Annotated in this window: 23 protein-coding genes; 1 reads left to right on the top strand and 22 read right to left on the bottom strand. The window is 41.6% G+C overall.

The window, feature by feature from the left end; all coding sequences use genetic code 11:
- Positions 1 to 4: 4 nt before the first annotated feature.
- The 13 genes from U2P91_RS02550 to U2P91_RS02490 all read right to left on the bottom strand — a co-directional run bounded on the left by U2P91_RS02550 (position 5) and on the right by U2P91_RS02490 (position 14,306).
- Positions 5 to 1,756 carry an NADH-quinone oxidoreductase subunit NuoF gene (locus tag U2P91_RS02550; protein WP_111886638.1) on the bottom strand — a complete coding sequence of 584 codons (1,752 nt, stop codon included), beginning with the start codon at positions 1,754 to 1,756 and terminating at the stop codon, positions 5 to 7.
- The gene (gene nuoE / locus U2P91_RS02545) at positions 1,753 to 2,319 is read right to left on the bottom strand and encodes an NADH-quinone oxidoreductase subunit NuoE (RefSeq protein WP_111886637.1); all 567 of its coding nucleotides are present in this window, start codon (positions 2,317 to 2,319) and stop codon (positions 1,753 to 1,755) included. The genes U2P91_RS02550 and nuoE overlap by 4 nt, the downstream gene beginning before the upstream one ends.
- Before the next feature lie 365 nt (positions 2,320 to 2,684).
- Positions 2,685 to 3,842 (bottom strand): iron-containing alcohol dehydrogenase, encoded by a 1,158-nt coding sequence (locus tag U2P91_RS02540; RefSeq protein WP_322518988.1) that lies wholly within the window; start codon positions 3,840 to 3,842, stop codon positions 2,685 to 2,687.
- A gap of 571 nt (positions 3,843 to 4,413) precedes the next feature.
- Positions 4,414 to 4,911, bottom strand: a complete 498-nt coding sequence (ilvN, locus tag U2P91_RS02535; RefSeq protein ID WP_111886636.1) for an acetolactate synthase small subunit — start codon at positions 4,909 to 4,911, stop codon at positions 4,414 to 4,416.
- A gap of 11 nt (positions 4,912 to 4,922) precedes the next feature.
- Entirely contained in the window at positions 4,923 to 6,566 is a 1,644-nt protein-coding gene (ilvB, locus tag U2P91_RS02530) for a biosynthetic-type acetolactate synthase large subunit (protein WP_371414201.1), read from the bottom strand.
- 105 nt (positions 6,567 to 6,671) lie between these two features.
- Positions 6,672 to 7,844, bottom strand: coding sequence for a DUF362 domain-containing protein (locus U2P91_RS02525; protein ID WP_111886635.1), 1,173 nt, complete (start codon positions 7,842 to 7,844; stop codon positions 6,672 to 6,674).
- Positions 7,834 to 8,673, bottom strand: a complete 840-nt coding sequence (locus tag U2P91_RS02520; RefSeq protein WP_111886634.1) for a S1 RNA-binding domain-containing protein — start codon at positions 8,671 to 8,673, stop codon at positions 7,834 to 7,836. Before U2P91_RS02520 ends, U2P91_RS02525 begins: the two co-directional genes overlap by 11 nt.
- Positions 8,674 to 8,746: 73 nt before the next feature.
- Positions 8,747 to 9,193 carry a hypothetical protein gene (locus tag U2P91_RS02515; RefSeq protein WP_111889651.1) on the bottom strand — a complete coding sequence of 149 codons (447 nt, stop codon included), beginning with the start codon at positions 9,191 to 9,193 and terminating at the stop codon, positions 8,747 to 8,749.
- Positions 9,190 to 9,687 carry a pantetheine-phosphate adenylyltransferase gene (coaD, locus tag U2P91_RS02510; protein ID WP_111886633.1) on the bottom strand — a complete coding sequence of 166 codons (498 nt, stop codon included), beginning with the start codon at positions 9,685 to 9,687 and terminating at the stop codon, positions 9,190 to 9,192. Before coaD ends, U2P91_RS02515 begins: the two co-directional genes overlap by 4 nt.
- A complete protein-coding gene (rsmD, locus tag U2P91_RS02505) occupies positions 9,650 to 10,246 on the bottom strand; it encodes a 16S rRNA (guanine(966)-N(2))-methyltransferase RsmD (RefSeq protein ID WP_111886632.1) in 597 nt (198 codons plus the stop codon). The genes coaD and rsmD overlap by 38 nt, the downstream gene beginning before the upstream one ends.
- A gap of 8 nt (positions 10,247 to 10,254) precedes the next feature.
- Positions 10,255 to 12,297, bottom strand: a complete 2,043-nt coding sequence (gene recG / locus U2P91_RS02500) for an ATP-dependent DNA helicase RecG (RefSeq protein ID WP_242988568.1) — start codon at positions 12,295 to 12,297, stop codon at positions 10,255 to 10,257.
- A 38-nt stretch (positions 12,298 to 12,335) separates the two neighbouring features.
- Positions 12,336 to 13,949 (bottom strand): DAK2 domain-containing protein, encoded by a 1,614-nt coding sequence (locus U2P91_RS02495; protein ID WP_111886630.1) that lies wholly within the window; start codon positions 13,947 to 13,949, stop codon positions 12,336 to 12,338.
- A 12-nt stretch (positions 13,950 to 13,961) separates the two neighbouring features.
- Positions 13,962 to 14,306 (bottom strand): Asp23/Gls24 family envelope stress response protein, encoded by a 345-nt coding sequence (locus U2P91_RS02490; RefSeq protein ID WP_111886629.1) that lies wholly within the window; start codon positions 14,304 to 14,306, stop codon positions 13,962 to 13,964.
- Between the two features lie 138 nt (positions 14,307 to 14,444).
- Here U2P91_RS02490 and rpmB point away from each other — a divergent pair, with 138 nt between their 5' ends.
- Entirely contained in the window at positions 14,445 to 14,633 is a 189-nt protein-coding gene (gene rpmB / locus U2P91_RS02485) for a 50S ribosomal protein L28 (protein WP_111886628.1), read from the top strand.
- 167 nt (positions 14,634 to 14,800) lie between these two features.
- Here the strand turns inward: rpmB and U2P91_RS02480 are convergent, their stop codons facing one another.
- The 9 genes from U2P91_RS02480 to def all read right to left on the bottom strand — a co-directional run bounded on the left by U2P91_RS02480 (position 14,801) and on the right by def (position 23,812).
- Entirely contained in the window at positions 14,801 to 15,436 is a 636-nt protein-coding gene (locus U2P91_RS02480; protein WP_111886627.1) for a thiamine diphosphokinase, read from the bottom strand.
- Complete coding sequence (rsgA, locus tag U2P91_RS02475) at positions 15,436 to 16,323, bottom strand: ribosome small subunit-dependent GTPase A (RefSeq protein ID WP_111886626.1); 888 nt, start codon at positions 16,321 to 16,323, stop codon at positions 15,436 to 15,438. The genes U2P91_RS02480 and rsgA overlap by 1 nt, the downstream gene beginning before the upstream one ends.
- A gap of 186 nt (positions 16,324 to 16,509) precedes the next feature.
- Entirely contained in the window at positions 16,510 to 18,429 is a 1,920-nt protein-coding gene (gene pknB / locus U2P91_RS02470; RefSeq protein WP_111886625.1) for a Stk1 family PASTA domain-containing Ser/Thr kinase, read from the bottom strand.
- Positions 18,419 to 19,165 carry a Stp1/IreP family PP2C-type Ser/Thr phosphatase gene (locus U2P91_RS02465; RefSeq protein WP_111886624.1) on the bottom strand — a complete coding sequence of 249 codons (747 nt, stop codon included), beginning with the start codon at positions 19,163 to 19,165 and terminating at the stop codon, positions 18,419 to 18,421. Before U2P91_RS02465 ends, pknB begins: the two co-directional genes overlap by 11 nt.
- Entirely contained in the window at positions 19,162 to 20,193 is a 1,032-nt protein-coding gene (gene rlmN / locus U2P91_RS02460; protein WP_111886623.1) for a 23S rRNA (adenine(2503)-C(2))-methyltransferase RlmN, read from the bottom strand. Before rlmN ends, U2P91_RS02465 begins: the two co-directional genes overlap by 4 nt.
- Before the next feature lie 158 nt (positions 20,194 to 20,351).
- Complete coding sequence (gene rsmB / locus U2P91_RS02455; protein ID WP_111886622.1) at positions 20,352 to 21,677, bottom strand: 16S rRNA (cytosine(967)-C(5))-methyltransferase RsmB; 1,326 nt, start codon at positions 21,675 to 21,677, stop codon at positions 20,352 to 20,354.
- Entirely contained in the window at positions 21,674 to 22,375 is a 702-nt protein-coding gene (locus U2P91_RS02450) for a zinc metallopeptidase (RefSeq protein WP_111886621.1), read from the bottom strand. Before U2P91_RS02450 ends, rsmB begins: the two co-directional genes overlap by 4 nt.
- Before the next feature lie 58 nt (positions 22,376 to 22,433).
- Complete coding sequence (gene fmt, locus U2P91_RS02445; RefSeq protein ID WP_322518986.1) at positions 22,434 to 23,375, bottom strand: methionyl-tRNA formyltransferase; 942 nt, start codon at positions 23,373 to 23,375, stop codon at positions 22,434 to 22,436.
- Complete coding sequence (def, locus tag U2P91_RS02440) at positions 23,372 to 23,812, bottom strand: peptide deformylase (RefSeq protein ID WP_111886619.1); 441 nt, start codon at positions 23,810 to 23,812, stop codon at positions 23,372 to 23,374. The genes fmt and def overlap by 4 nt, the downstream gene beginning before the upstream one ends.
- Positions 23,813 to 23,828 lie beyond the last annotated feature (16 nt).

The following is a 23,828-nucleotide window of genomic DNA, read 5'->3' as shown; positions in this document are numbered from 1 at the left end:
CTTTCTAGTCAATGATGACAGAATCAAATTTACAGACAGAGAAGCATTTGCCACACTTGATACAAATGTCCTGACTGATTTCATGCACTTTTTTCTTCTCGCCGGTAATCGCATCCACAGGGCAATTCTTCTTACAGGCCCCACAACCGACACATTTTTCTTTATCAATCGTATAGGTCAATAGCGGCTTGCAGCTTTTAGCGGTGCATTTTTTATGATAAATATGATCTTCATATTCGTTTCGGAAATATTTGATGGTGGTTAACACCGGGTTAGGCGCTGTCTGACCCAAACCACACATGGAACCATCCTTAATCTTATAACAAAGTTCTTCTAGCAGTTCGATGTCACCGTCCAGACCCTCGCCCTGAGTAATTCGATTGAGGATTTCCAGCATTCTTGTGGTACCAACCCGACAGTAAGTGCATTTACCACAGGACTCTTTACAGGTGAAGTCGAGGAAAAACCGGGCCATGTCGACCATACAGGTGTTTTCATCCATAACCACCATCCCACCGGAGCCCATGATCGCGCCGGTTTTAGTGATTTCAGCGTAGTCGATCTGGGTATCAAGGAGACTCGCCGGGATACATCCTCCGGATGGTCCTCCCATTTGAACGGCTTTAAAGGCGATATCTGCTTTAATCCCCCCACCAATCTCGTAAATAACATCTCTTAAGGTTAGTCCCATGGGAATCTCTACCAAGCCACCCCGTTTAACTTTGCCCGTTAAAGCAAAAACCTTAGTCCCTTTGCTCTCAGCAGTACCCAAAGCCGCGTAGGCTTCGCCACCGTTTCTAAAAATCCAGGGAACATTGGCAAAGGTTTCGACGTTATTGATATTGGTTGGCGCATTCCAGTAGCCTTTCTGGGCCGGGAAGGGCGGTTTTAATCGGGGCATGCCGCGTTCGCCTTCTAATGAAGCAATCAGCGCCGTTTCTTCACCACAGACAAAGGCACCGGCACCGGCTTTGATACGCAGATCAAAGTCGAATCCGGTTTCAAAGATGTCATTACCCAAAAAACCATTTTCCCGTGCCTGATCAATGGCTTTTTGTAAACGTACAATCGCCAGGGGATACTCAGCCCGGACGTAGATAACCCCTTCATTGGCGCCAATGGCTTTAGCACCGATTAGCATTCCTTCGATCAAAGCATGGGGATCACTTTCAAGAACAGATCGGTCCATGAAAGCACCGGGATCGCCTTCGTCGGCATTACAGACCATGTACTTGGTTTTTCCGGGTGATTTTCTAGCGGCGTCCCATTTGAACCAGGTCGGAAATCCGGCACCGCCCCGACCTTTTAAACCCGCTATTTTAACAGTTTCAATAATCTCTTCCGGGGATAGTTCAGTGAGACATTTTTTAGCAGCTAGGTAACCATCTACCGCCTGATAGTCTTCAATCCGCTCGGGATCGATGATGCCGGAGTTACGCAAAACAATCCGCTTTTGTTTTCCGATCATGGTAAGATCAGAATCCGAGATCTGCAAATCTTTCAGCTCATCCTCGCCCAGCACATAATCCTCAACAATTCGTCGGGCATCGGCAGTTGTAACATTAACAAAGGTTAGTTTTTTACCGTCCTCAGTAATCAGGTCAACAATTGGTTCCAAGTAACAAGTACCAATACACCCCGTTTGTTCAATGGTCAAGTCCAGGTTTTTTTCAGCAAGGATGGCTTCAAAAGCAGTCTGCACCTTGTGTGCTCCGGCAGCAATCCCGCAGCTACCAGCTCCAATTACAATTTTCATGCTGTCACCTCCTGCGCAAGCTGTTCTGCTCCGTTGGCACCGCTGCTGGCATTTTCTTTTAGCTCAGCCAGAATGCGGGTTACCTTTTCTTTGGTCAGTTGTCCATAGGTATCATCATTGATCATCATCACCGGAGATAAGCTGCAGCACCCCAGACAAGCGACGTTGTTGAGGGTAAACAGACCATCTGCTGTGGTCTCACCTTCATTGATCTCCAGGTAATCCATCACCGCTTCTTCTACCAGTTTGGACCCGTTGACATGACAGGCAGTTCCCTGGCATAGCATGATCAGGTATTTTCCTACCGGTTCAAACCTAAACTGGGTATAAAAAGTAGCTACCCCGTAAACTTTAGCAATGCTGGTATTGGTTTCCACCGCAATATGACGCATCAGAGCAACCGATAAAAAGCCGTACAGTTCCTGAGCTTTCTGCATGATGGTGATCAGACTTCCGGGGATGTCGGCGTAGTGGTCCAAAACCGGATCCAGTTCCTCAAAAGGCTTTGGTTGATCTCCATGACAACCACAGCTACATCCATGTTCATGTTTTTCTTGATTCATGTAAAACTCCTTTCGGGTTCAATTAATAATTGGCATCAGCAAACACTAATGCTAGTAATAAACGTTTTTTTTAACATACTCCCTACGGACTAAAAAAAATACAGATTTGAAGACGATTCGCCTTAAGGAGTGTCCATGGTTAGTTTACCATATTTACCAATAGTTAAAAGCAAAAAAGAAAATTTTCTATTAAATTAATTCTCTGGTTACGGTTTCATAATAAACAACTGGTTCGTGCGGTAAAAATTTCAAGCGGGTCACCCGTTCCCGAGCACAATTTTTTATCAGCTTGTGCATCGGTACGAATCACCCGCAATTGTAATTCTATCAGTATTATTTTGTTATCTTTAGTATTTTTTTGTTAACTAAATTTCTAAAGCCGATGTTCCATAAAAAGCGCATTCATAGATTTTTTTCACATCTTCCGGGGATGACTGTCTGGGGTTCGTCAATGTGCAGGGATCTCCAAAAGCATTTTTACTCATTCTGTCAATCACTTCAAGGTATTCTTTTTCATTGATTTCAACTTCATCAACTTCTTTTAGCGTCAATGGAATGTTTAAACGTTTATTTAAATCTTGAATAGCGACCGTTAAGTTTTCAATTCCTAATTGTTTTTCCAATTCTTCAACTTTATTGGTTGCTTTTCGATTGTAATCAATAATATATGGCATTAATATCGCATTTGCAAGGCCGTGGGTAATTCCAAATTCACCACCAATTTTATGTGCCAGACTATGAATAAGACCAAGTGAAGCATTTGTAAAGGCCATCCCGGCAAGTGCTGAGGCATTATGCATATCTTCTCTGGCTTTAATATCATTGGGTTGTTTAAACGCCACTGGCAATTGTTTTAATACCAGCCGAATCGCTTCATAAGCTAATGGATCTGTAAAACTTGTGGCTTCTGTTGAGACCCAAGCTTCCACAGCATGAGCCAATACGTCCATGCCCGTATTGGCTGTAATATGAGCTGGCATTTTCGAGGGAATGACAGCATCTAGTAAAGCGATGTCTGGCGTCATTTCATACGATACCAAGGGGTATTTTATATGGTTTTTAGTGTCGGTAATCACTGAAAAGGCGGTAATTTCTGAGGCCGTTCCGCTGGTTGAAGGCACTGCGATAAATTTTGCCTTTGTTCTAAGCTTTGGAAACTTTCCAGCAACCAGATCTTCAAAAACAGTGTCCGGATATTCATAGTATACCCACATGATTTTAGCCGCATCTAATGCTGATCCACCACCAATGGCAACGATCCAGTCCGGACCAAATTCTGCCATTTCCTGGCCCCCACGAACGACTGTTTCAATTGATGGATTTGGCTCAACGCCATCAACAATAGACACTTCCATGCCTGCTTTTTCGAGCTGTGCTTTTGCTTCATCCAGGAATCCATTCTTTCTCATTGAGCTGCCACCAGTGACAAGTGTCGCTCTTTTACCTTCAAGCCCCGCTAAATATGAAAGTGCTCCTTCCCCAAATACGATGTCTTTTGGAACTCTAAACCAATTTAATCCCATTTTGTTTCCTCCTTATAATTTTTTTAATCCATTATCCCTAAATCTTACCACTACTTTGTTGACATATTCTAATCGTCATTTTCGTTTAAACAATCATTGGCTAATCTAATCCAGGATTGGATACGTCTGTAAAGCACATTCCCTTTAGAATAACCACCTGCCAGCCTATTCGTATAATCGATTACATCTTTAAGTCTCGTCACATTTAAACTGTGCACCGCAAGTTCACCTCTTCCTCCTTAATTTCATGGTAACACCGATTTTATCATTTTTCAATGAAACCTTTACCATCAATACATATCTATTTTGTTGTTGTTCTATATCATATTTAATATCCCTCTTAACTCGGTCCTGAATAACTTACACTTACTTCTTCTTAATGACTTCTTCAGCTGCCTTTTCGTGTTCCTATACCTTATTAATGGGGCACACCAAAAACCGATGGCCGCCATCCACGTTTTAACGATTAAAATTTGCGCACTTAAAAAGACCCTTGAAAAAATGTCTTCAAAGGGTCTTTGTTTTATTAATAAGGTTTATGTTTTATTAAGATCTCACAAATGTTGACTATTTAGACCGAAAGAATCTTTCCGCCCCGCTGCAAACCAGTATCTCCAGATCGGACGAACTCTAAAATACCATAGGGTTCAACCATTTCAAAGAAGCCTTCAATTTTATATCGGGTACCGGTAATTTCAATGACCAGACTTTCTCTGGATACATCAACAATATTGGCCCGGAACATATTGGCAATCTCGACAATCTGAGAACGGGTGGTGTCATCTGCCTTCACCTTAATAAAAACCAACTCTCGAATAATGGAATCATCGGGTTTAAGTTCAATAACCGTAATCACATCAATGAGTTTATTTAATTGTTTCTTTATTTGGGTTAGAATTTGATCGTCTCCGGTAACAGTAATGGTAATCCGGGAAAGCTCGGCATTCTCGGTAGTACCTACTGTCAAGCTGTCAATATTATAACCGCGTCGTGCAAAAAGCCCTGAAATGCGGCTTAATACACCAAAATTATTTTCTACCAGTAATGATAAACAGGTTTTTTTCTCCATAACCATTCTCCCTATATTCTTATGAAATCCGGATGAACCTGGCATTGAATCAAGGTCGGGCCCTGGTGTTTAATCGCTTCCGGTAGCACCTTGTTAAAGTCGACGTTTTTATCAACCTTATAATTTTTTATACCATAGGCTTCAGCCAGCTTCATAAAATCAACGTCAAAATTAATATCCGTTCCGCTATAATGTCCTTTTCCATAGTTATCAAACTGTAGCTGCCGTACCATCCCCAGCTTGGAATTGGTAATCAGAATGATATTAACATTTAACTGATGTTCAGCAATGACTCCCAGTTCACCCATACTCATCTGGAAACTGCCATCACCGCAGACGATGAAAATTTCCTTAGGCTTGTCTAGGGTTGCGAAAGACGCACCGCAGGCTGCTGGAATACTGTAGCCCATCGTCCCTAATCCACCAGAAGTATAGTATTTTCGGTTTTTAATAATCTGGTAATACAAGGCCGACCAGATCTGATTTAATCCCACATCACCGACAACCGTCGCGTCATCCGCGGTCATTTCAGACATATCCTTAAATAGTATTTTTGGATTGATCAGATCGCTACAAGGAGGATCGGCATCATAAACGAGCGGATTTTCACTGCGAATGTTTTCGATTTCAGCAAGCCAGGCGTTATGTTCTACTAAGGTATCTTTTTGAATCAGCTCCGATAAAACAGTCTTTGCATCCCCAACAATCGGAATATTTGTTTCCATGTTTTTGCCAATTTCCGCTGGATCGATATCAATATGAACAAAATCGGTGTCTTTTTCAAATTTAGTCAGATGGGATGTGGCCCGGTTGGACATTCGGGCACCAATATTAATGATTAAATCGGCACCGTTCATTACAACATTGGAATACTTATAGCCGTGGCTACCGACAATACCACAGTATAGTGGATGATCTTCCGGAAACGCACCAATCCCCATCAGTGAGGTAATTACCGGAATCTTGTTTTTCTCAGCAAAAGCAAGCAGTTCCTTTTGAGCCTTTCCCAGCACAACGCCACCACCAGCATAAATAACTGGTTTTTCCGCTTCTTTAATCTTTTTGATGGCTCGTTTAATCTGTCCGCTGTGGCCGTTTAAATTGGGTTTATACCCCATAATGTCAACCTTGTCACAAGTCAGCCCGGTTTTAACATTTTCAAGCTGAACATCTCTGGGAATATCGATCAAAACTGGCCCGGGACGACCTGTTGACGCGATGTGAAAAGCTTCTCTAATAATTCTCGGAATGTCCGCCGCACTCTGAACAAGATAACTATGTTTTGTAAAGGGAGCGGTTGCACCAGTGATATCTGCCTCCTGAAAGGCGTCTGTTCCGATCAGCGCCCGATCCACCTGGCCGGTGATGGCGACAATTGGAATTGAATCAAGGTAAGCGGTTGCAATACCTGTTACCAGATTAGTTGCACCAGGTCCGGATGTTGCTAAACATACGCCAACACGCCCAGATTCTCTGGCATATCCACTCGCATAATGGGGTGCTGTCTGTTCGTTGCGCACTAAAATATGCTTTACCGGAGATGTTCTGAATGCTTCATAGAGAGGCAGCAAGGCACCTCCCGGATAACCAAACACATACTCAACATTTTCTCGTTCGAGACATTTTAAAATTAATTTTGATGCTAACAGTGGAATCACTCCCTTTTTAAGTATTTCAAAATATCATATTAAAATTTACGTATTTTGTCAATGCTTTTTTCTCTTTAAAGAGAAGATATTTTGGACAAAAGCAAATGAAAGTTAGTCTTTATAAATTGTTAATTTTCCCAGGAGTGGCGTTTTGACTGAAATAGCGCCGACCGGGCACATTTCCTGACAACAGTAACAGCGTATACAACGGCTGTAAAAATACAACGGATATTTTCTGCGCTTGCGATTAACAATGCGGATGGCTTTTTTCTCAACCGGACAGCTCGCTTCGCAGATGCCACAACCGATGCACTTTTCCTTATCAACCACCGGCTTTTGAATAATAAAATCCTGTATCGGTTTAAAAAACGAAAGGGTCGATGGTTCACCTTCATGGACAGGAATCCGAACCACATCAAAGTCAGGCTTATAAAATTTTTCGAGGGGTTCTCCCAACATTTCAATGTTTTCTTCGGTCCAGTAGCCCAGCTCCATTTCTTCACCATAGGTAATGGTTGGGATAAAGGTGGGATCCAGATTGATCATTCTGGCAAAAGTCGCATCTAAAGCAACGGGATCGTCAGATACAAGCAACACCTTCATGGGAACGGGTTTTCCCGATGCCGGCCCATTACCTTCCATGGCAACAATTCCATCCATCACAAAAAGCCTCAGCTTTGGGATCAGATAGCGATTCAAATCTACCAACATTTTTGAAAAAATTCTGACATTCGGATAATGGGCATGGGACATCCCTTTATTTAATCCGTAGACGCAACCGAATTGGTTTTTGATCGCCCCGGTGATCCGGGTCAGGCCATGGGTTTTCATTTTTGAAAGACTGATGATGGCATCGCTCTCTAAAACCCCCTGGGCGATATCAAATTTCTTGGTTCCGATGCCAAGCAGGAAATCCATCTGCTGACCGCTACTGAAATCTTTTAAGGGTACCTCATACTGCGCCGCAATGGCCGCGAGACCGCTTTCTTTCGCAGCTCCGGCGGGAGAACCAAAGCCAGGCGAATCGCCATAGAAAAGGCGGTTGTAATCTGCCTCTTGTAGCAATCGGATCATCGCTTCAAATACTGCTGGATGTGTGGTAACCGCAGCGTCTGGCGTTTTTCCTCTGAGTAGATTGGGTTTGAGCAAAATCCGCTCTTGCCTGTTTACGAATTGTTCAATCCCGCCAAGAAGTTCCACAGCTGACTTTAGTTTTTCATAAACCAGTTCATTGTCATAGGATTCACACCCCATAATAACGACCCGGGATTTTTTATTTTCCATTTTTCTCAATGCCTCTTTCTGTTATCCTGATTTTTTTCTCTTTTAATAATTTACCCACCGCACGCTTAAAAGAACTCTTACTCATATTAAATTCTTTTTTTATTATAAATGCATCGGTTTTATCATTATACGGCAAGAAACCTTGACTTTCGTTTAACTTTGTCAGAATAACAACAGCATCTTTAGGTATTTCTTTATAAGCTTTTTTATTGGGACTCAAGACCAGTTTTCCGTCGTTTCGGATTTCGGATACCCGGGCATGGATTTTTTCCCCGCAATGTATGTCTGAATTTGCATCTTTGATCAGAATTAAGCCGTGATACAGATTATCAATAGCCACAAAAGCACCAATTTCCGGATTAATCTGATACACATAGCCTTCAATCCAATCCCCCAATTTGTAGGGCCCACCGACTTTCAGTAGGGGATAGATTTTCATGGTCGCACATAAGCGGTCACTTTTATCGGCATACAGATTAACCAGGTAGTCTCGGCCTTTTTGCACCTTGACGGTTTGCTCATTGTAAGGAAGTAAAAGATCTTTCTCCAGTCCCCACTCCAAAAAAGCGCCTACTTTGGTAACATCTGCAACCTTAAGCACTGCAAATGAGCCTAATTGGATTTTCGGTTCTCGAGTCGTTGAAATCAGACGATCCTTAGAATCCCGGTAAATAAATACGTCGATTTGATCACCAGCTTTAGCATTCTTTTGCACTTCTTTTTCTGGCAACAAGACCACGTCGGTTGTATCAAATCCATCCGATAAATATGCTCCAATGGGCGTTATCCGTTCAATTGTCAATGTTTGTACTTTTCCTATTTCAATCATTTTTTCACCTCTTATACTTTAGTAGTTAGGCATAAAAAAGGCCGTGTTCATCACACAACCCCTGACATACCAATTATTTCATATTTTTTAATTCACGCCGATTCTGTTCAATTTGATCGTTTAATTCTTTTAACTGTATCTGAAAACTATAGAGTAGCTTATCAGCATAGTTTTGCGTGCCTGTTTTTAAAGCCTTCGCACTTGTGTTTGCGTTTCGCATAATCTCATTAGCATTAGCGGTCGCGGTTTTTGTTATTTCATTGGTGTCAATTAATTCTCTAAGTCGCTTTTCAGCCTCAGCTTTGATATGGTCAGCTTCACTTTGGGCTGCAAAAATAATTTTTTTCCGCTCGGCAACAATTTTTTTTGCTTCTGCCAGTTCTTCTGGCAGTGAATCCCTGATTTCATCAATAATTTCGATCACTTCTTCAGGATTTACTAACGCTTTTGATGAAAAAGGAAGCGTGTTTCCTTTTTCCACGACTTCTTCTAATTCTGCTAATAAGTCAAGTACCCTCATTTCATACATCCTTCCTCATACTTCTTTTGTATCGCTTTCTCTACACTTTTTGGTAAAAAATCAGATACGTCGCCCTGATATTTAACAAGTTCCTTTACCAACGTCGAGCTTAAATACGAATGTTTATTACTTGTTATCATAAAAAATGTTTCAATCTCATTATCAAGATGCTTATTGGTTAATGCCATTTGAAATTCATATTCAAAATCCAAAAAAGCCCGAAGCCCCTTGACAATGATATTGGTTTTTCTCATTCTGACATAATCGATCAGAAGTCCGTCATAAAAATCAACCTCAACGTTTTCGATTCCAGAAAGAACATTTTTAATCAACGCGACCCGTTCTTCACAGGTAAAAAGATAATTTTTGCTGCTGTTAACCATCACACAAACGATCACCTTATCGAATATTTTTGCTGCTCTTTCAATCATGTCAAGATGACCTTTGGTTATGGGATCAAAACTCCCGGGGTAAACTGCAATTTTTGTGTTCATAATTCTCCCTAGAATAATAACTAATTGTCGTGATACCATACTTTTTTGATTTGTAACACGTTAATTTATTTTTTACTAATGGCATTATAACAGATTTTTCTGTTTCTATCACTAATTTTCCATTTTCAGTCAGAATTTCTTTTTCAGAAATCATTTCAAGTAATTGGTAAATCTCATCGACCTGACAGTAAGGAGGATCCATAAAGATAATGTCACACTGGACCTGATCGCGGGTCAGCATTTCCACCCCACTGCGGGCAGACTGATTAAATACCCGGGACCGGTCTTCATAACCCAACAGATCAATGTTTTTTTTTGTTGTTTTTATACTTTCACTGGAGCAATCAAAAAAATACCCCAACGCCACGCCGCGACTCAACGCTTCCAGACCCATCGCCCCCGTACCCGAAAACAAGTCCACAAATACGGCTGCTTCTCTAATTTCATTCTGGAGACTATTGAAAATTGCCCCTTTGATTTTGTCTGCTGTTGGTCGGATCGTATCACCAGTGATCGTCACCAATTTTTTTCCACGCTTCTCCCCGGCAATTATTCGCATTTTTCCTCCTAGTTAAATGATATATCTGCTATCTCAATATAAAATGATTTTAATACGTCGTGTTGAAAGGTCATCATTTCCTGACTGGTAGATTCAAAAATAACCTCGGCGATCTCTTTTGTTCGTTTAATCAAGACCAGTTCCTGGGTGGGATCAAGTAAACCCAATTTGGGCAAGCCGTGCTGTTTAAACCCAAAATAATCTCCTGGTCCCCGCAATTTAAAATCCTCGTCGGCAATCTTTCGTCCGTCACGATTGTTTACAATCACCTTCATCCGGGCCAGGGTATCTTCGCTTTTAGAATTGGTGACCAGAAAGCAAAAAGACTGATGATTTCCCCGCCCCACCCGACCACGCAGCTGATGGAGTTGGGATAGCCCAAATCGTTCGGCACTGAGAATAATCATTGTACTAACGTTAGGCACGTCAATACCAACCTCAATAATACTGGTTGCCACCAGACAATCGATCTGACCCTGATTAAATGCCTGAATGATCGCTTCTTTAGTCTCACTTTTTAGACGACCATGAAGGCATGCCATTCGATATTTCGGATCAATTTTTTGTAGTAATTCCAAATACACCGATTCCGTATCGCGAACCTCTAGAAGCTCATCTGATGCCTCGATAAATGGACATATCACAAAGGTCTGCCGACCTTTTGACATTTGCTCCTCGACAAAGCCCAGAATTTTATACAGTGACGCTTCATTATAGCAGTAGGTTTTAATCGGTTTTCGGCCTTTGGGCAGTTCATCGATATAAGAAACCGACAAATCTCCGTACAGGATCAAAGCCAGGGTTCTCGGGATTGGCGTAGCACTCATAACCATGGTGTGGGGCTTTCTACCTTTTAATGCTAACTGACTCCGCTGCTTTACCCCAAAACGATGTTGTTCGTCGGTGATCACCAACCCCAGGTTATAGTATTCCACCGACTGTTGAATCAGCGCGTGGGTGCCGATAATTACCGATACTGCTCCCTTTGCTACCCGCTCAAGAATTTCGCGCTTCTCTTTGGCTTTGAGACTTCCGGTTACCACTTCCACAGTAATGCCGGCGTTTTTTAAAAGGTCAGCAAAGTTACGACCATGCTGCATAGCCAATATCTCAGTTGGAGCCATGTACGCTGTCTGATAGCCATTTTGTGCCATCAGACAGGCCGCAATCACCGCAATAACGGTTTTACCAGATCCCACATCACCTTGAACCAGCCGATTCATGACCTGGCCGCTTTTTAAATCAGCAATCATGTCACCAATTACTGAGCGCTGACTGGCAGTCAGATCATATGGCAAGCTGCCAATAAAGGGCTCTAAACCGGCAAACAGATTAATGTCAATATCCGAGTACCTTTTTTCCCGGGCCCCGGCCATGATCCCCATATTTATTTTTAGTGCTTCATTGAATTTGAGCCGGTCAATCCCCCGAACAACATCTTCAGGCTTTTTCGGAAAATGAATCGCCTTTAAAGCACTTTTCATATCCAGCAATTTTTCAGAGGAGCGGATTTCCGCCGGCATCGCGTCAGGCACCTCAAGTTCGGCCGTAAAGAGTTGACTCAAGGTTTTGGGTATAACGCTACCGGGAAGCCCCTGAATCTTGCGATACACTGGTGTCAACTCAAAGAAATTACCCGGATGATTGGCACTCACAAACTGCGGATTAGTGATCTTTATATCCCCATGGTTTTTTTTCACCTTGCCATAGAAATAATAATCCTGATTCTCCTGGAAGGACCCTTTTAAATAGGGTTGATTAAAAAACACCGCCGCGATTTTTTTTTCTTCCCATAGTAGCGGCACTGAAAAAATCGATAGATTTCCCCGTATTCGATTGAGCCGACCACGATCTAGAATAGTCGCTTTAATCGAAATTTCCTGATCCTCATAAACTTGTGCCGAACTCCCAAAGACGTTTCGATCAATGTATCTTCTGGGATAATATGACAGCAGATCACCCACTGATTTAATTCCGGCCTTCTCCAGGGCTTCACGCCGCTTGGGTCCGACTCCTTTTATTTTTTCCAGTGAATCTTCCCATTTCATCATTTTTCCTCATATTTATCTTGTACTGGCCCGATTTAAGACTACTCCACTGACACGATATAATAATACAGGGGTTGTCCACCGTAATGCATTTCTACATCGCATTCTTCAAAACGATCGGCCAGTTCCTCAGCCAGTGCATTCGCGTCGTCTTCGGAAACATCTTTTCCGTAATAAATCGAGATCAGCTCGCTATCCGCGTTTACCATATCACTGAGCAGTTCTTTGGTAACGTCCTCAATATTTTTCCCGGTGAACTTTATTTCGCCCCCGCTAATCCCGATAACATTGGATTTCTTGATTTTTAAGCCATTGATTTTTGTATCTCTGACGGCATAGGTTACTTCCCCAGTAGCGACTTGTTTAATCGCTTCTGACATGGCCGAAGCATTCGCTGCGGCGGCTGTTTCAGGAGAAAACGCCAACATCGCAGCGATACATTGGGGAATATTTTTTGATGTGATGACGTGAACCTGCTTATCCGATATTTCGCTGGCTTGCTTGGCGGCCATAATAATATTGCTGTTGTTGGGAAAAATAAAAATGGTTTGGGCATTCAGTTTATCCACTTCGTTCAAAAAATCCTGGGTGCTGGGGTTCATCGTCTGACCGCCGGCAATAACCCGAGTTACCCCAAGGTCTTTAAAGAGCTTGGTTAGTCCCTCTCCAGGTGAAACAGCAATAAACCCATAGGGTATTAAGGTGTCATCTGCTTTTTTTCCCTTGGCCGCAAATTGTTCCCGCATGTTGTCAATTTTAATTCGGATTAAGCCCCCGAGACTTCCAGCCCGCTCCAATGCCAGGCCTGGATTGTCGGTATGCAGATGGACCTTAACGATCGCATCATCCTTGACGACGACGACGCTGTCTCCAAGCGTATTTAAATACGTTCTTAATTCTCCTTCATCCACTTCTTCAGCTTCTTTAATAATAAACTCAGTACAATAGCCAAAGGTAATATCTTCTGGTTTCATATGCGAGTCATCGACAAACTTGTCCAGATTACTTGGCTTAATCTCCAGCTCCACACCCAATTCTTCGTTTAACAGGGCTTTTAATGCTCCTTCGACAATACAAATAAGGCCCTGTCCCCCTGCATCAACTACACCCGCTTCTTTTAACACCGGAAGTAAATCCGGAGTTTTTTTAAGGGTGACCTTACCGTGAGCAATGACATCCGTCATAAAGTTTTCCAGGTTGTCGTAAGTTGAGTATTTCGCCATGGCAAACTCGCCCATTTCCCGAGCAACGGTAAGAATTGTGCCTTCGGTGGGTTTCATGACGGCCTTATAAGCGACATCTGACGCCAGTTTTAAAGCACCAGCCAGTGATGGGATATCCAGGTCTTCCCGGGCTTTGCAGCCTTCTGCAAAGCCTCTTAACAATTGTGAAAGAATGACCCCCGAATTTCCTCGTGCACCAATCAAGGCCCCTGACGAGGCTGATTTGGCCACACTATAGACATTCAATTTTTCTATTTTATCAAATTCAGAAACCGAATGACTAAAGGTAAGCGACATATTTGTTCCAGTATCACCATCCGGCACCGGAAAAACATTGAGTTCATCCACTATTCGTTTATTGATTTCTAAATTTTTAGCCCCATAACGAAACATTTTTATGAGCATTTCACCGTCAATTGTCTGGGTTTTCATTCTGTCCTCCATCTACACACGCACGCTGACTACATTTACAGAAATACGTTTTACTTTTAGTGATGTTTCTTTTTCAACTCGATATTTTACATTGGATATGATATTTTCAGCGACAACTGAAATTTTAATCGCATACTCGACAATGACATACAAATCAATCACTAATCGATCATCTTCGATGATTACACCGACACCTTTATTGGCCTGATCACCTGAAAGAATTTCAATCAAGCCGTCTTTTCCCCGTTTATGTGCCATTCCGACCAGACCATAGCACTCCATCGCAGCGTTTCCGGCAATATCTGCAATTGCTTTTCGGGTAATATCAATATATCCTAATTCACTATTTACTTTCATAAAATTGCTCCTTCTTTTGTTATTTATCTATTTTACATAATAATTCCACTTAAGTCAAAATTTCTGTTGCTTTATTTTTTATTTTCATGATATAATACACCTTGTTTTATAAAAGGTAAGCGTAAGGGAGGTTATGTCATGGCTAAAGAATGTTTTGTATGTAAAAAAACCGTTGTTAGTGGCAACCAGGTTAGTCATTCAAATAAACACAATAAACGAGTTTGGAAACCCAATTTGCAAAGAATTAAAGTTGTAATTGAAGGTACACCACAACGAATTAGTGTTTGTACACGTTGTTTGAGATCCGGTAAAGTCGAAAGAGCTTAGGCTCTTTTATCTTCGGAACAATAGTTGAAGAGTCTTTAATGAGACTCTTTTTTCTTGTGTCAAAGCAAAATGCCAAACGAGCACACTGCTCGTCTGGCAGCTGTTTGACAGCGATCTAATTTCCACGCTGCTTAACATCTTACTGTTTGTACATTCTTCTCACTTTTTTAATCTTTCGGAATAACCATCAACAGCGTTCCCTTTTTTAAAATGATCTGCTGAGTGCTTTTATTTGTCACATTGCTGATGCCATACGGTTTGTCCATGACCATTTGTCCTGCAGTGATGGGATACTCAAATCCGGTAATCGTCAGCTCCTCGACATCGCCATCAATTGGCAATAACGAAATAATCGTACCGATCGGAAAGTGAAATTCTGTTGTTCTACCAATTAAGCGAATGCGATTATTTTCATTAACTATTTCAGCTTCAATTCCAACATCCATAAAGCGCTTCAGCAAATAGATATTGGCAAGGCTATGATCCATCCGGGAACCCAGGCCACCAAGGATAACAACCTCACTTGCCCCTTTTTCTATCGCATGAGAAATTGCCAACTCAGTATCTGTTTCATCTTTTTTAGGCGGATACGACGCATACCTGGTTTCTTTATAAAATGCTTTTGTTTCCGCCGTAATCGAATCCATATCCCCAATGATAATATCAGGGTAAATGTTTAGTTCTCTGGCGTAATTCGCTCCACCATCAGCACAGATCAGATAATCTGCCTTGATTTTATTTACATAATTCGCGTAAAAAACTTTATTATGATACTCACCATTTGTAAAAATGATCGCTTTCATCAGTATTGATCCTTTTTTATTTCATCCAATAAACTTAAATAATGTTCGTATCGAACGGCACTGATTTTTCCCGCCGCAACAGCTTCTTTTACATCACAGCCTGGCTCTTCTTTGTGGAGACAGCTTTTAAATCGGCATTCCCCGCGGGAGAATTCTGGAAAGTACTCCCGCAATTCTTCCGGTTTGATCATTTCCGAAATCTGGTAAGATGAAAACCCAGGGGTGTCTAACAAGAAACCACCGTTTTTAGTTTCTAACAATTCCACATGACGGGTCGTATGTTTCCCTCTTTTTAATTTCTGACTCAGGGTGCCGGTCTCCATGGTTTGGTCTGCACATAAGTAATTTGCCATGGTCGATTTACCAACTCCTGACGGGCCGGCCATAAAAGCTGTTTTACCGCCTATTTCGCCGATAATCTCATCCATGGTGCCGGTATCATTGTGACTGAAAAAAAACAGTTTATACGGCGTTTTTTCGTAGATTTCTTTAATCGCCGTTTCGTCCACAGAACTTGTCAAATCTCTTTTAGTAAAGCAGACAACCGGTGTAACATTTTGAATCTCCGAACTAATTAATAGCATATCAAGAAGTAATAAATTCGGTTTGGGATGTGTCATTGAAAACACAATCAGGCCAATATCAACATTGGCCACAGGGGGTCTGATAAAGATGTTTTTTCGCGGGAGAATCGATTCGATCATCCATTCTCCAGGGTTATCGGATTGAATCATCACTTCATCACCAACGGTTGGTATGATTTTCTGGTGCCTTAAGACACCTCTTGCCTTACACTCCAACACCTCATGGCCGTGATTTGTTTTAACATAATAGAATCCGCCAATGCCCTTAATAATTTTTCCCGTTACCTGTTCGTTTGATATCAATCTAATCCTCCTTGCGCAACTTTTCTCTCTTCTGATATCGCTACATCTGAAAATTAAATACGGGTCTGTATAATCAATTGAAACATTGTTCCAGTCGAACCTTTCATGGAAATGTACGAATTGAATGCTTAATTGTTATATAAACCCGTAGTATCAGTTCAGTTTTAATCAACCAATTATTTATCTTTAAAAATCAATATAGCCCGTTCCAACGCTGGATCCATCAATAAATACCTCATAGGTTTCGCGATCAATACCCTCGACATTGACTGAAAAGACGTCGTCAGACAGATTTGTTCCTTCATAAATTACCGTTTCGGTATTATCTGCCGCAGTTAAAACAACTCTAACCTTAACCGATTTTGCTGGAGTCGTTTGAATATACTCACTTAAATCAATGGTCAATTTCTGCGTCGATTTCTTCCCGCTGCTGATAACAATCGCTACATTTGATCCGTTAGCAACCTGATTCCCATCGGTGGGAGACTGTTTCATAACCATTCCTTTGGTATAATCACCACTGGTTTCATAGCTAATTGTTCCAACTGTCAACCCCGCCTTCGTAATGGTATTTTTAGCATCGGCTTCCGTTTGACCAATTACACTTGGTACAGTGACTAGATTTTCGCCCTTACTTACGTAAATCGTAACCTTCGTTCCTTCATTGGCCGTCGTATTTGCGTTGGGATTCATTTGAAAAACAATGTCCGCATTATAATCGCTGTTGAACTCTCTCTTTATCTCACCAACCACAAAATTAGCCGCTTCAATTGCTTTTATTGCCTCTGTTTCACTCATCCCGATAACGGTCGGGATATTTCCGGTCTTGACTCCTTTGCTGACTGTTACCTTGACTGTTTTCCCACTTTGCAATTCCTTGCCGCTTTCCGGATTCTGAGTAATGATCAATCCCGCTTCTACTTCTGCATTATAAACTTCTTTTTCAATTTCCAGAACCAGATTTAATTTCTCCAGCGTGGTTTTCGCTTCTGTGGTCGTTTTCCCCGTTATATTCGGGACATCAACAGTTTTTCCTGAAAAGAAGGCATATGCCATAGCACTTATAGCCAGAATGCCCACAACAGCCAACACTGAAAGAAGCACCATCTTACGCTTCTTTTTTCTAGCTGCCGTTTCTTTTGGTGTTTCATAATAATATTCGTCATCATCCTCATCATCATCCGGATTAATCGTCGCATGACTGCCAGTGTTCTCAACATGAAAAAGTCCTTCTCGAATGATGTGGGTGTCATTACTCAGATGATTGCCATCACCTGCCCCAACACTTAAGTTTTCTAACAGTGCTTCAAGATCTTCCATAAGTTCATCGGTATTCTGATAGCGCTCGTCCGGTTTTTTTTGAGTCAGCTTGATGACAATCTGATTAACGCGTTCTGGTATTTTGGGCTCCAGCAACTTGGGTGGGACAATCTCTTCCTGAATGTGTTTGATCGCAATGGTGACGGTATTTTCTTCGTCAAAAGGAAGCTTTCCCGTTAACAGCTCATAATATAAAATCCCCAATGAATAGAGATCCGATCGCTCATCCACAAATCCACCCTTGGCTTGTTCCGGCGAAATATAGTGAACCGAACCCATCGTTTGATTGGTCATGGTGACCGTTGAACTGGTAATCGCCCGGGCGATTCCAAAGTCTGCAACCTTGGGAACCAGATCCCGAGTCAAGAGAATATTATGTGGTTTAATATCCCGATGAATAATTTTGTTCTCATGAGCACACCGCAGAGCATTTGATATATCCATTACAAAGCGGGTGGCCTCAATATAATCAAGGCGTCCTTTTCTCATTAAGTATTGTTTCAGGGTAATCCCATCGACATATTCCATGATAATGTAGTAAATATTATCCTGAACGCCAACGTCATAGACGCCGACAATATTAGGATGAGATAGACAGGCGACAGCTTGAGATTCCCGATCAAATTTTTTAATAAACTGTTCATTTTCAGTATACTCTTCACGTAGCACTTTAACTGCCACATAACGATTCAGTTTTAAATCCCGAGCTTTATAAACATAGGCCATCCCACCTCGTCCAATTAATTCCACAATCTCATAACGTTTTCCTAAGGTTCTACTTAGCATTTGGCACCCCTTCCAGAGGCTTAAATAGGACAACGGTGATATTGTCCTTGCCTCCGTTTATGTTTGCCAGATCGATGAGTTTTTTTGCTGCATCTTCCAGACTATTTTCCAAAATAACGGTCTTCATATCCTGGTCGCAAACCATATTAAAAAGACCATCCGAACAGATCATATAGATTGCTTCCGGATTGATCTCATAACGATAAAAATCAACATTCACTGAGTTATCGGTTCCCAGAGCCCGGGTAATTACATTTTTCTGGGGATGTATTTCTGCTTCCTCTTGGGTTATTTTTCCTTCATCAACCAGGATTTGAACAAGTGAGTGGTCTTTCGTCAGGCGGATAATTGCATCCTCTGTAATACTGTAGGTTCGGCTGTCGCCGACATGACAAATACACAAATAATTTCCATCAACGATACACATGGTCAGGGTTGTTGCCATACCCAAACGTGCGGGCTCATCGTCACCATTTTTTTTAAGTTCTAAATTAATGGCTTTTACAAAAGACATCATCTCTTCGGGATCAAAATAATTTTTAATTCCCGATAAATTATTCTTAATAAAATCGACCGCTGTTTTACTTGCTATTTCACCGCTGCGATGCCCTCCCAGTCCATCTGCCACTGCAAAAACATAAGAAAGACGATCAACATTTTTTATGGTTGCTGCCAAGTAGGCATCTTGATTTACCTTTCTCAGTGATCCAACATTGGATCCATAGGCACATTTCATACACTCACCTTATCCTCATATCTTTTTTTTCGAAGCTGACCACATGCAGCGTCAATTTCTCTTCCCATTTTTCGCCTCAACGTAACATTAATGCCGTATTTTTCCAGCTCCCCAAGGAAGTATTTTAATCGGGGACTCTCTTTATAATCCGTTTCCTGGATCTCATTTAAACCAATCAGATTCAAATGGTTTTGACTTCCTTTTAACAGTTTGATCAATCCCACGATATCTTCATCACGATCATTATAACCGTCGACTAGGGCATACTCATAGGTAATGCGTCTTCCGGTTTTTTTGAAATATGATTTACAGGCCGCCATCAATGGCTCAAACTCATAGCGACTTGCGATTGGCATCAACACTTTTCGTTGCTCTGAAAAAACAGAATGCAGCGATATGGCAAGATTAATCTGCAAATTTTCATCCGCTAAAGCTTCGATCCCCGGAATAATTCCACAGGTGGAAAGACTGATCTTACGTTGACCGATTCCAAAGCCCGTATTGGCAATACGAATAAACTTGATCACTTCATCATAATTATCAAGCGGTTCGCCAATCCCCATGATGACAACATTAGAAATTCGCATATTTTCTTCTTTTTCTACTAAATAAATCTGATCCAATATTTCTCCGGCGCTTAAATCTCTGATTTTACCGCCCCTTGTGGAGGCACAGAATTTACACCCCATGTTACATCCAACCTGTGTTGACACACATAACGAAGCGCCATGTTCATAGTGCATTAACACAGCTTCAATGTATTGACCATCTTTTTGCTCAATTAAATATTTTTTTGTACCATCATGATGATCTTCCTGCTTGGTTTGAATGCTACCATGAAATAATTCATATTTTTTTGATAACTTTTCTCTTAAACCGCAGGAAAAATTGGTCATCTCACTAAAGTTTTCACATTTTTTCTCATAGAGCCATTGATACAATTGTTGCCCACGATACCTGGCTTCACCAAGGCCGATCATGAGTCCTTCACACTCACTGATGTCTTTGCCAAAAATATTTTCCTTCATGTTTTACTCCTATACTATCAGAGAAGCATTACACTAAACGGGATGCTTTACATAGATTGTATTATTATATCAAAACAATTGAACAAATTCAATTTTTTCAAAATTCTTTTTCTCTGGTTATTGTTTATCAAAGCCCGCCCGTTACAAAACCAGCCTTGCTATTTTTTTAATAAACACATAAAAAAACTGTCGCAGCCATCGATTAGAGGGCTGGTATAGGTATAGTCATTGCCTTTGTTATCGGGAATGATCTGCAGTCGGGGAAATTTAACCAAAAGCTTTTTTATTTGATTTTCATTTTCATCTTTGTTAACGGTGCAGGTTGAATAAAGCAGCTCACCACCGGGTTTTAGATAGCGGACGGCATTTTCAAGTAAGATCGCCTGCATCTTTACCAATGCTTTGCGGCCTTCTTTGGTACTATGATATTTTATCTCCGGTTTTCGTCTGATTACCCCAAGACCTGTACAGGGAGCGTCCAATAGAATTTTATCAAATGAGGCTTCATCGGCTTGCGAAAAATCACAGCCATCCTGATCTTCAAGACTGATATTTGTACAACCCAGCCGCTGCATGCTTTGTTTGATAAGCTCCAGACGACTGGCGTATACATCCCGACCAATGATCTGTCCCTGATTTTTTATCATCTGACTCAGATAGGTTGTTTTCCCGCCCGGTGCCGCACACATGTCCAAAACCCGATCCCCCGGTTTGGGATTTAACCGCTCGACCGTCAGCATCGCGGCCTGATCCTGAATTAGAAAATGGCCATCTCGGTATAAATGAAAATTTTCAATGTTACTCTCAAAAATCCCCAGGTTAGTCAGGTGGATGGCATTGGGCGACAAGGTTCCGGGTATTACATCGACCCCGGCACCCTGAAAGTCTTTAATCAATTGATCTTGTGATGTTTTCAAAGTGTTACAGCGCACCGTAAATGGCGGTTTTTCATTTAACAGGGGAATGATTGCCTCGGCTTTTTCCACACCAAAAACTTCATAATACTTATGGACAATCCACAGTGGCACCGAATAGCGTATTGACAATGCTTCCTTTTCATTTCCCCAGTTCTCAAATTTAAATTCTTTTCCATCACTTTCAATTTTTCGCATAATGTTTCGCAGTACACCATTAATGAATCCTTTAGCCTGCGGCTGAAGCTCTGCGGCCAAATTGACTGATTCATTGACAATCGCATAATTGGGAATCTTATCCAAAAAATAGAGTTGATAGATGGCTATTCTTAATATCTCACTAACCTCTTTGTGCAACTTATTTACGGGTCGACTACTTTGCTGTTTGATTAGATAATCCAAATAAATCTGATTTTGAAGACAGCCATAAACAATATTTAAGTAAAGGCGACGGTCTTCGTCTTTAATGACAAGGCATTGCAAGGTTCTTTTGATTTCCAGATTGGAGTAGGCTCCATCATAGTCAATTTTCAGTAGTGTTTCTAAGGCAATTTTTCGAATATTTTTCAATCTCTTGAACCTCTTAATACGAGTAACCGAATCAATGTTAACAAAGCCATTAGCGCAGCCGCAACATAAGTGAGCGCCGCTGCTCTTAAAACCTTTTTAACACCAACTTCTTCTCCCGGCTGCAAGAGATTATTGTCAACGAGTGCAGTAATGGCACGCTTGCTGGCATTAAATTCCACCGGTAAGGTAACGATTGTGAAAAAGAGACTAAATGAAAAGAGAATGATTCCCAGATTCATAAACGTCACTCCCCAACCAGAGGTTTGTCCAAATAAAAGCCCGATAAAAAAAAGTGGCCAGGCTAAATTTGAGGCAAAACCAGTGATGGGCACAATAAAACCTCTAAACCGCAACGGCCAATAGCCTTCCTTGTCTTGAATTGCATGACCCGTTTCGTGAGCGGCAATCCCGACTGCTGCGACGCTTGCCTGTTGTCCTACTCCGGAAGACAAGCGCATGATTTTATGCCTTGGGTCGTAGTGATCGGTTAAATTTCCTGCCACGTTTTCAATATTGATGCTATTTAATCCATTAGCGTTTAACAGTAGACGGGCTGCGTCTGCCCCAGTCATCCCATTTTTAGTTGGCACCCTGCTATAGGTTTTGTAAGCGCTGCTTACCTGGTGCTGAGCATAGGCCGCAAAAATGATTCCCGGAACAAGTATCAGCATCGTCCAATAATACTCTAAAAAAAACATTGCATATCCTCCTTTATTTTTTAAAATCTTAGCATCGTTTCCTAAAGAACTGCTTAGACTAGTTTAAAACTGTTCCAGTCTCCATTTTTTTCCCGCGTAAAAAAACAGTGGTTTCCATCCGCTTTTTACCTGGTGCTTGCACGGAACCAATCTTTAAAGCGCCATCCCGGGTTTTCACCGCTAGTCCGCTGCGATCACTGGCGATAACAATGGTTCCCGGTTTTTCTAGCCCTTCCCAGGCGATAATCTCAGGAAGAAAGCATTTTATTTTTTGATCCCGATAAACCGCATGTGCCCCTGGCACAGGATCCGTACCGTTAATCAAAAATAGTATCTCTCGACTGCTTTTTGTCCAATTGATATGACCGGTATCTTTAAGTATTTTCTGGGCATAGGTGGCCAAGGCATCATTTTGGGGCTCCGGCGTCAGCGATCCTTCAATCAGATTTTTTACCGTTTCAATAAGTAAAGCTGCGCCTAAAACTGATAGATCACGATAGAGGCTAAAAAAAGTTGTGGTCTCCGTAATTGGACATTCCGCCTTTGCCAGCATATCTCCGGTATCCATACCTTCGGCCATTTGCATAATGGTAACACCTGTTTTTGCTCTTCCGTCGATGATCGCCCGTTGAATTGGTGCGGCGCCCCGATATTCCGGCAATAACGAGCCGTGGATATTTAAGGCGCCATAGACTGGTATCGCTAAGATTTCTTTAGATAGGATCTGTCCATAGGCCGCAACGATAAAAATATCCGCGGCAAAACGCTTTAATTGGTCAATGAATTGAGGTTCCTTAATGTTTTCAGGTTGTAAAACCGGGATTCCCAGCTCTAATGCTTTGGTTTTTAACGGAAGCATTTCAATTTTTTTACCTCTTTTGTTGGGTCGATCCGGCTGACAAATTGCTGCGACGACCTCATATCTGGCGGCTATCAAACTTTCCAGCGCAGGAACACCGAAATCGGTTGTTCCCATAAATATCACCTTAATATTTTTCATTTTTCAACTCGATCAATAAATAAAATTCCATCGAGGTGATCAAGTTCGTGGCAAACTGCTCTTGCCAGCAGATCTGAACAGAAAAGTTGAAAAACAGTGCCTTCCAGATCGGTTGCTTCAACAACTAATGATTGTGGTCGTTTGACTATCCCCGACTGTCCCGGAAGACTGAGGCAAGCTTCTTCATCTTCTTCTTCACCTTCAGTAGAAATGATAGTCGGATTAATAAAGGTCATGGGTCCATCCCCTACATCGATAACAAACAGCCGTTTTAAAATACCGACTTGGGGGGCAGCCAAACCAACCCCATCGGCTTCTCCCATGGTTTCCACCATATCGTCATTTAATATTTTTATTTTTTCATCGATTGCTTCGATAACCCGGGACTTTTTTCTAAGAATTGGGTCCTCATCAATTCTGATTTGTCGAATTGCCATTTTATCCTCCTGATTC

The organism is Acetobacterium sp. K1/6 (assembly GCF_034438075.1).
Classification (GTDB): domain Bacteria; phylum Bacillota; class Clostridia; order Eubacteriales; family Eubacteriaceae; genus Acetobacterium; species Acetobacterium carbinolicum.
This window is presented reverse-complemented; position numbering and strand designations above follow the sequence as displayed.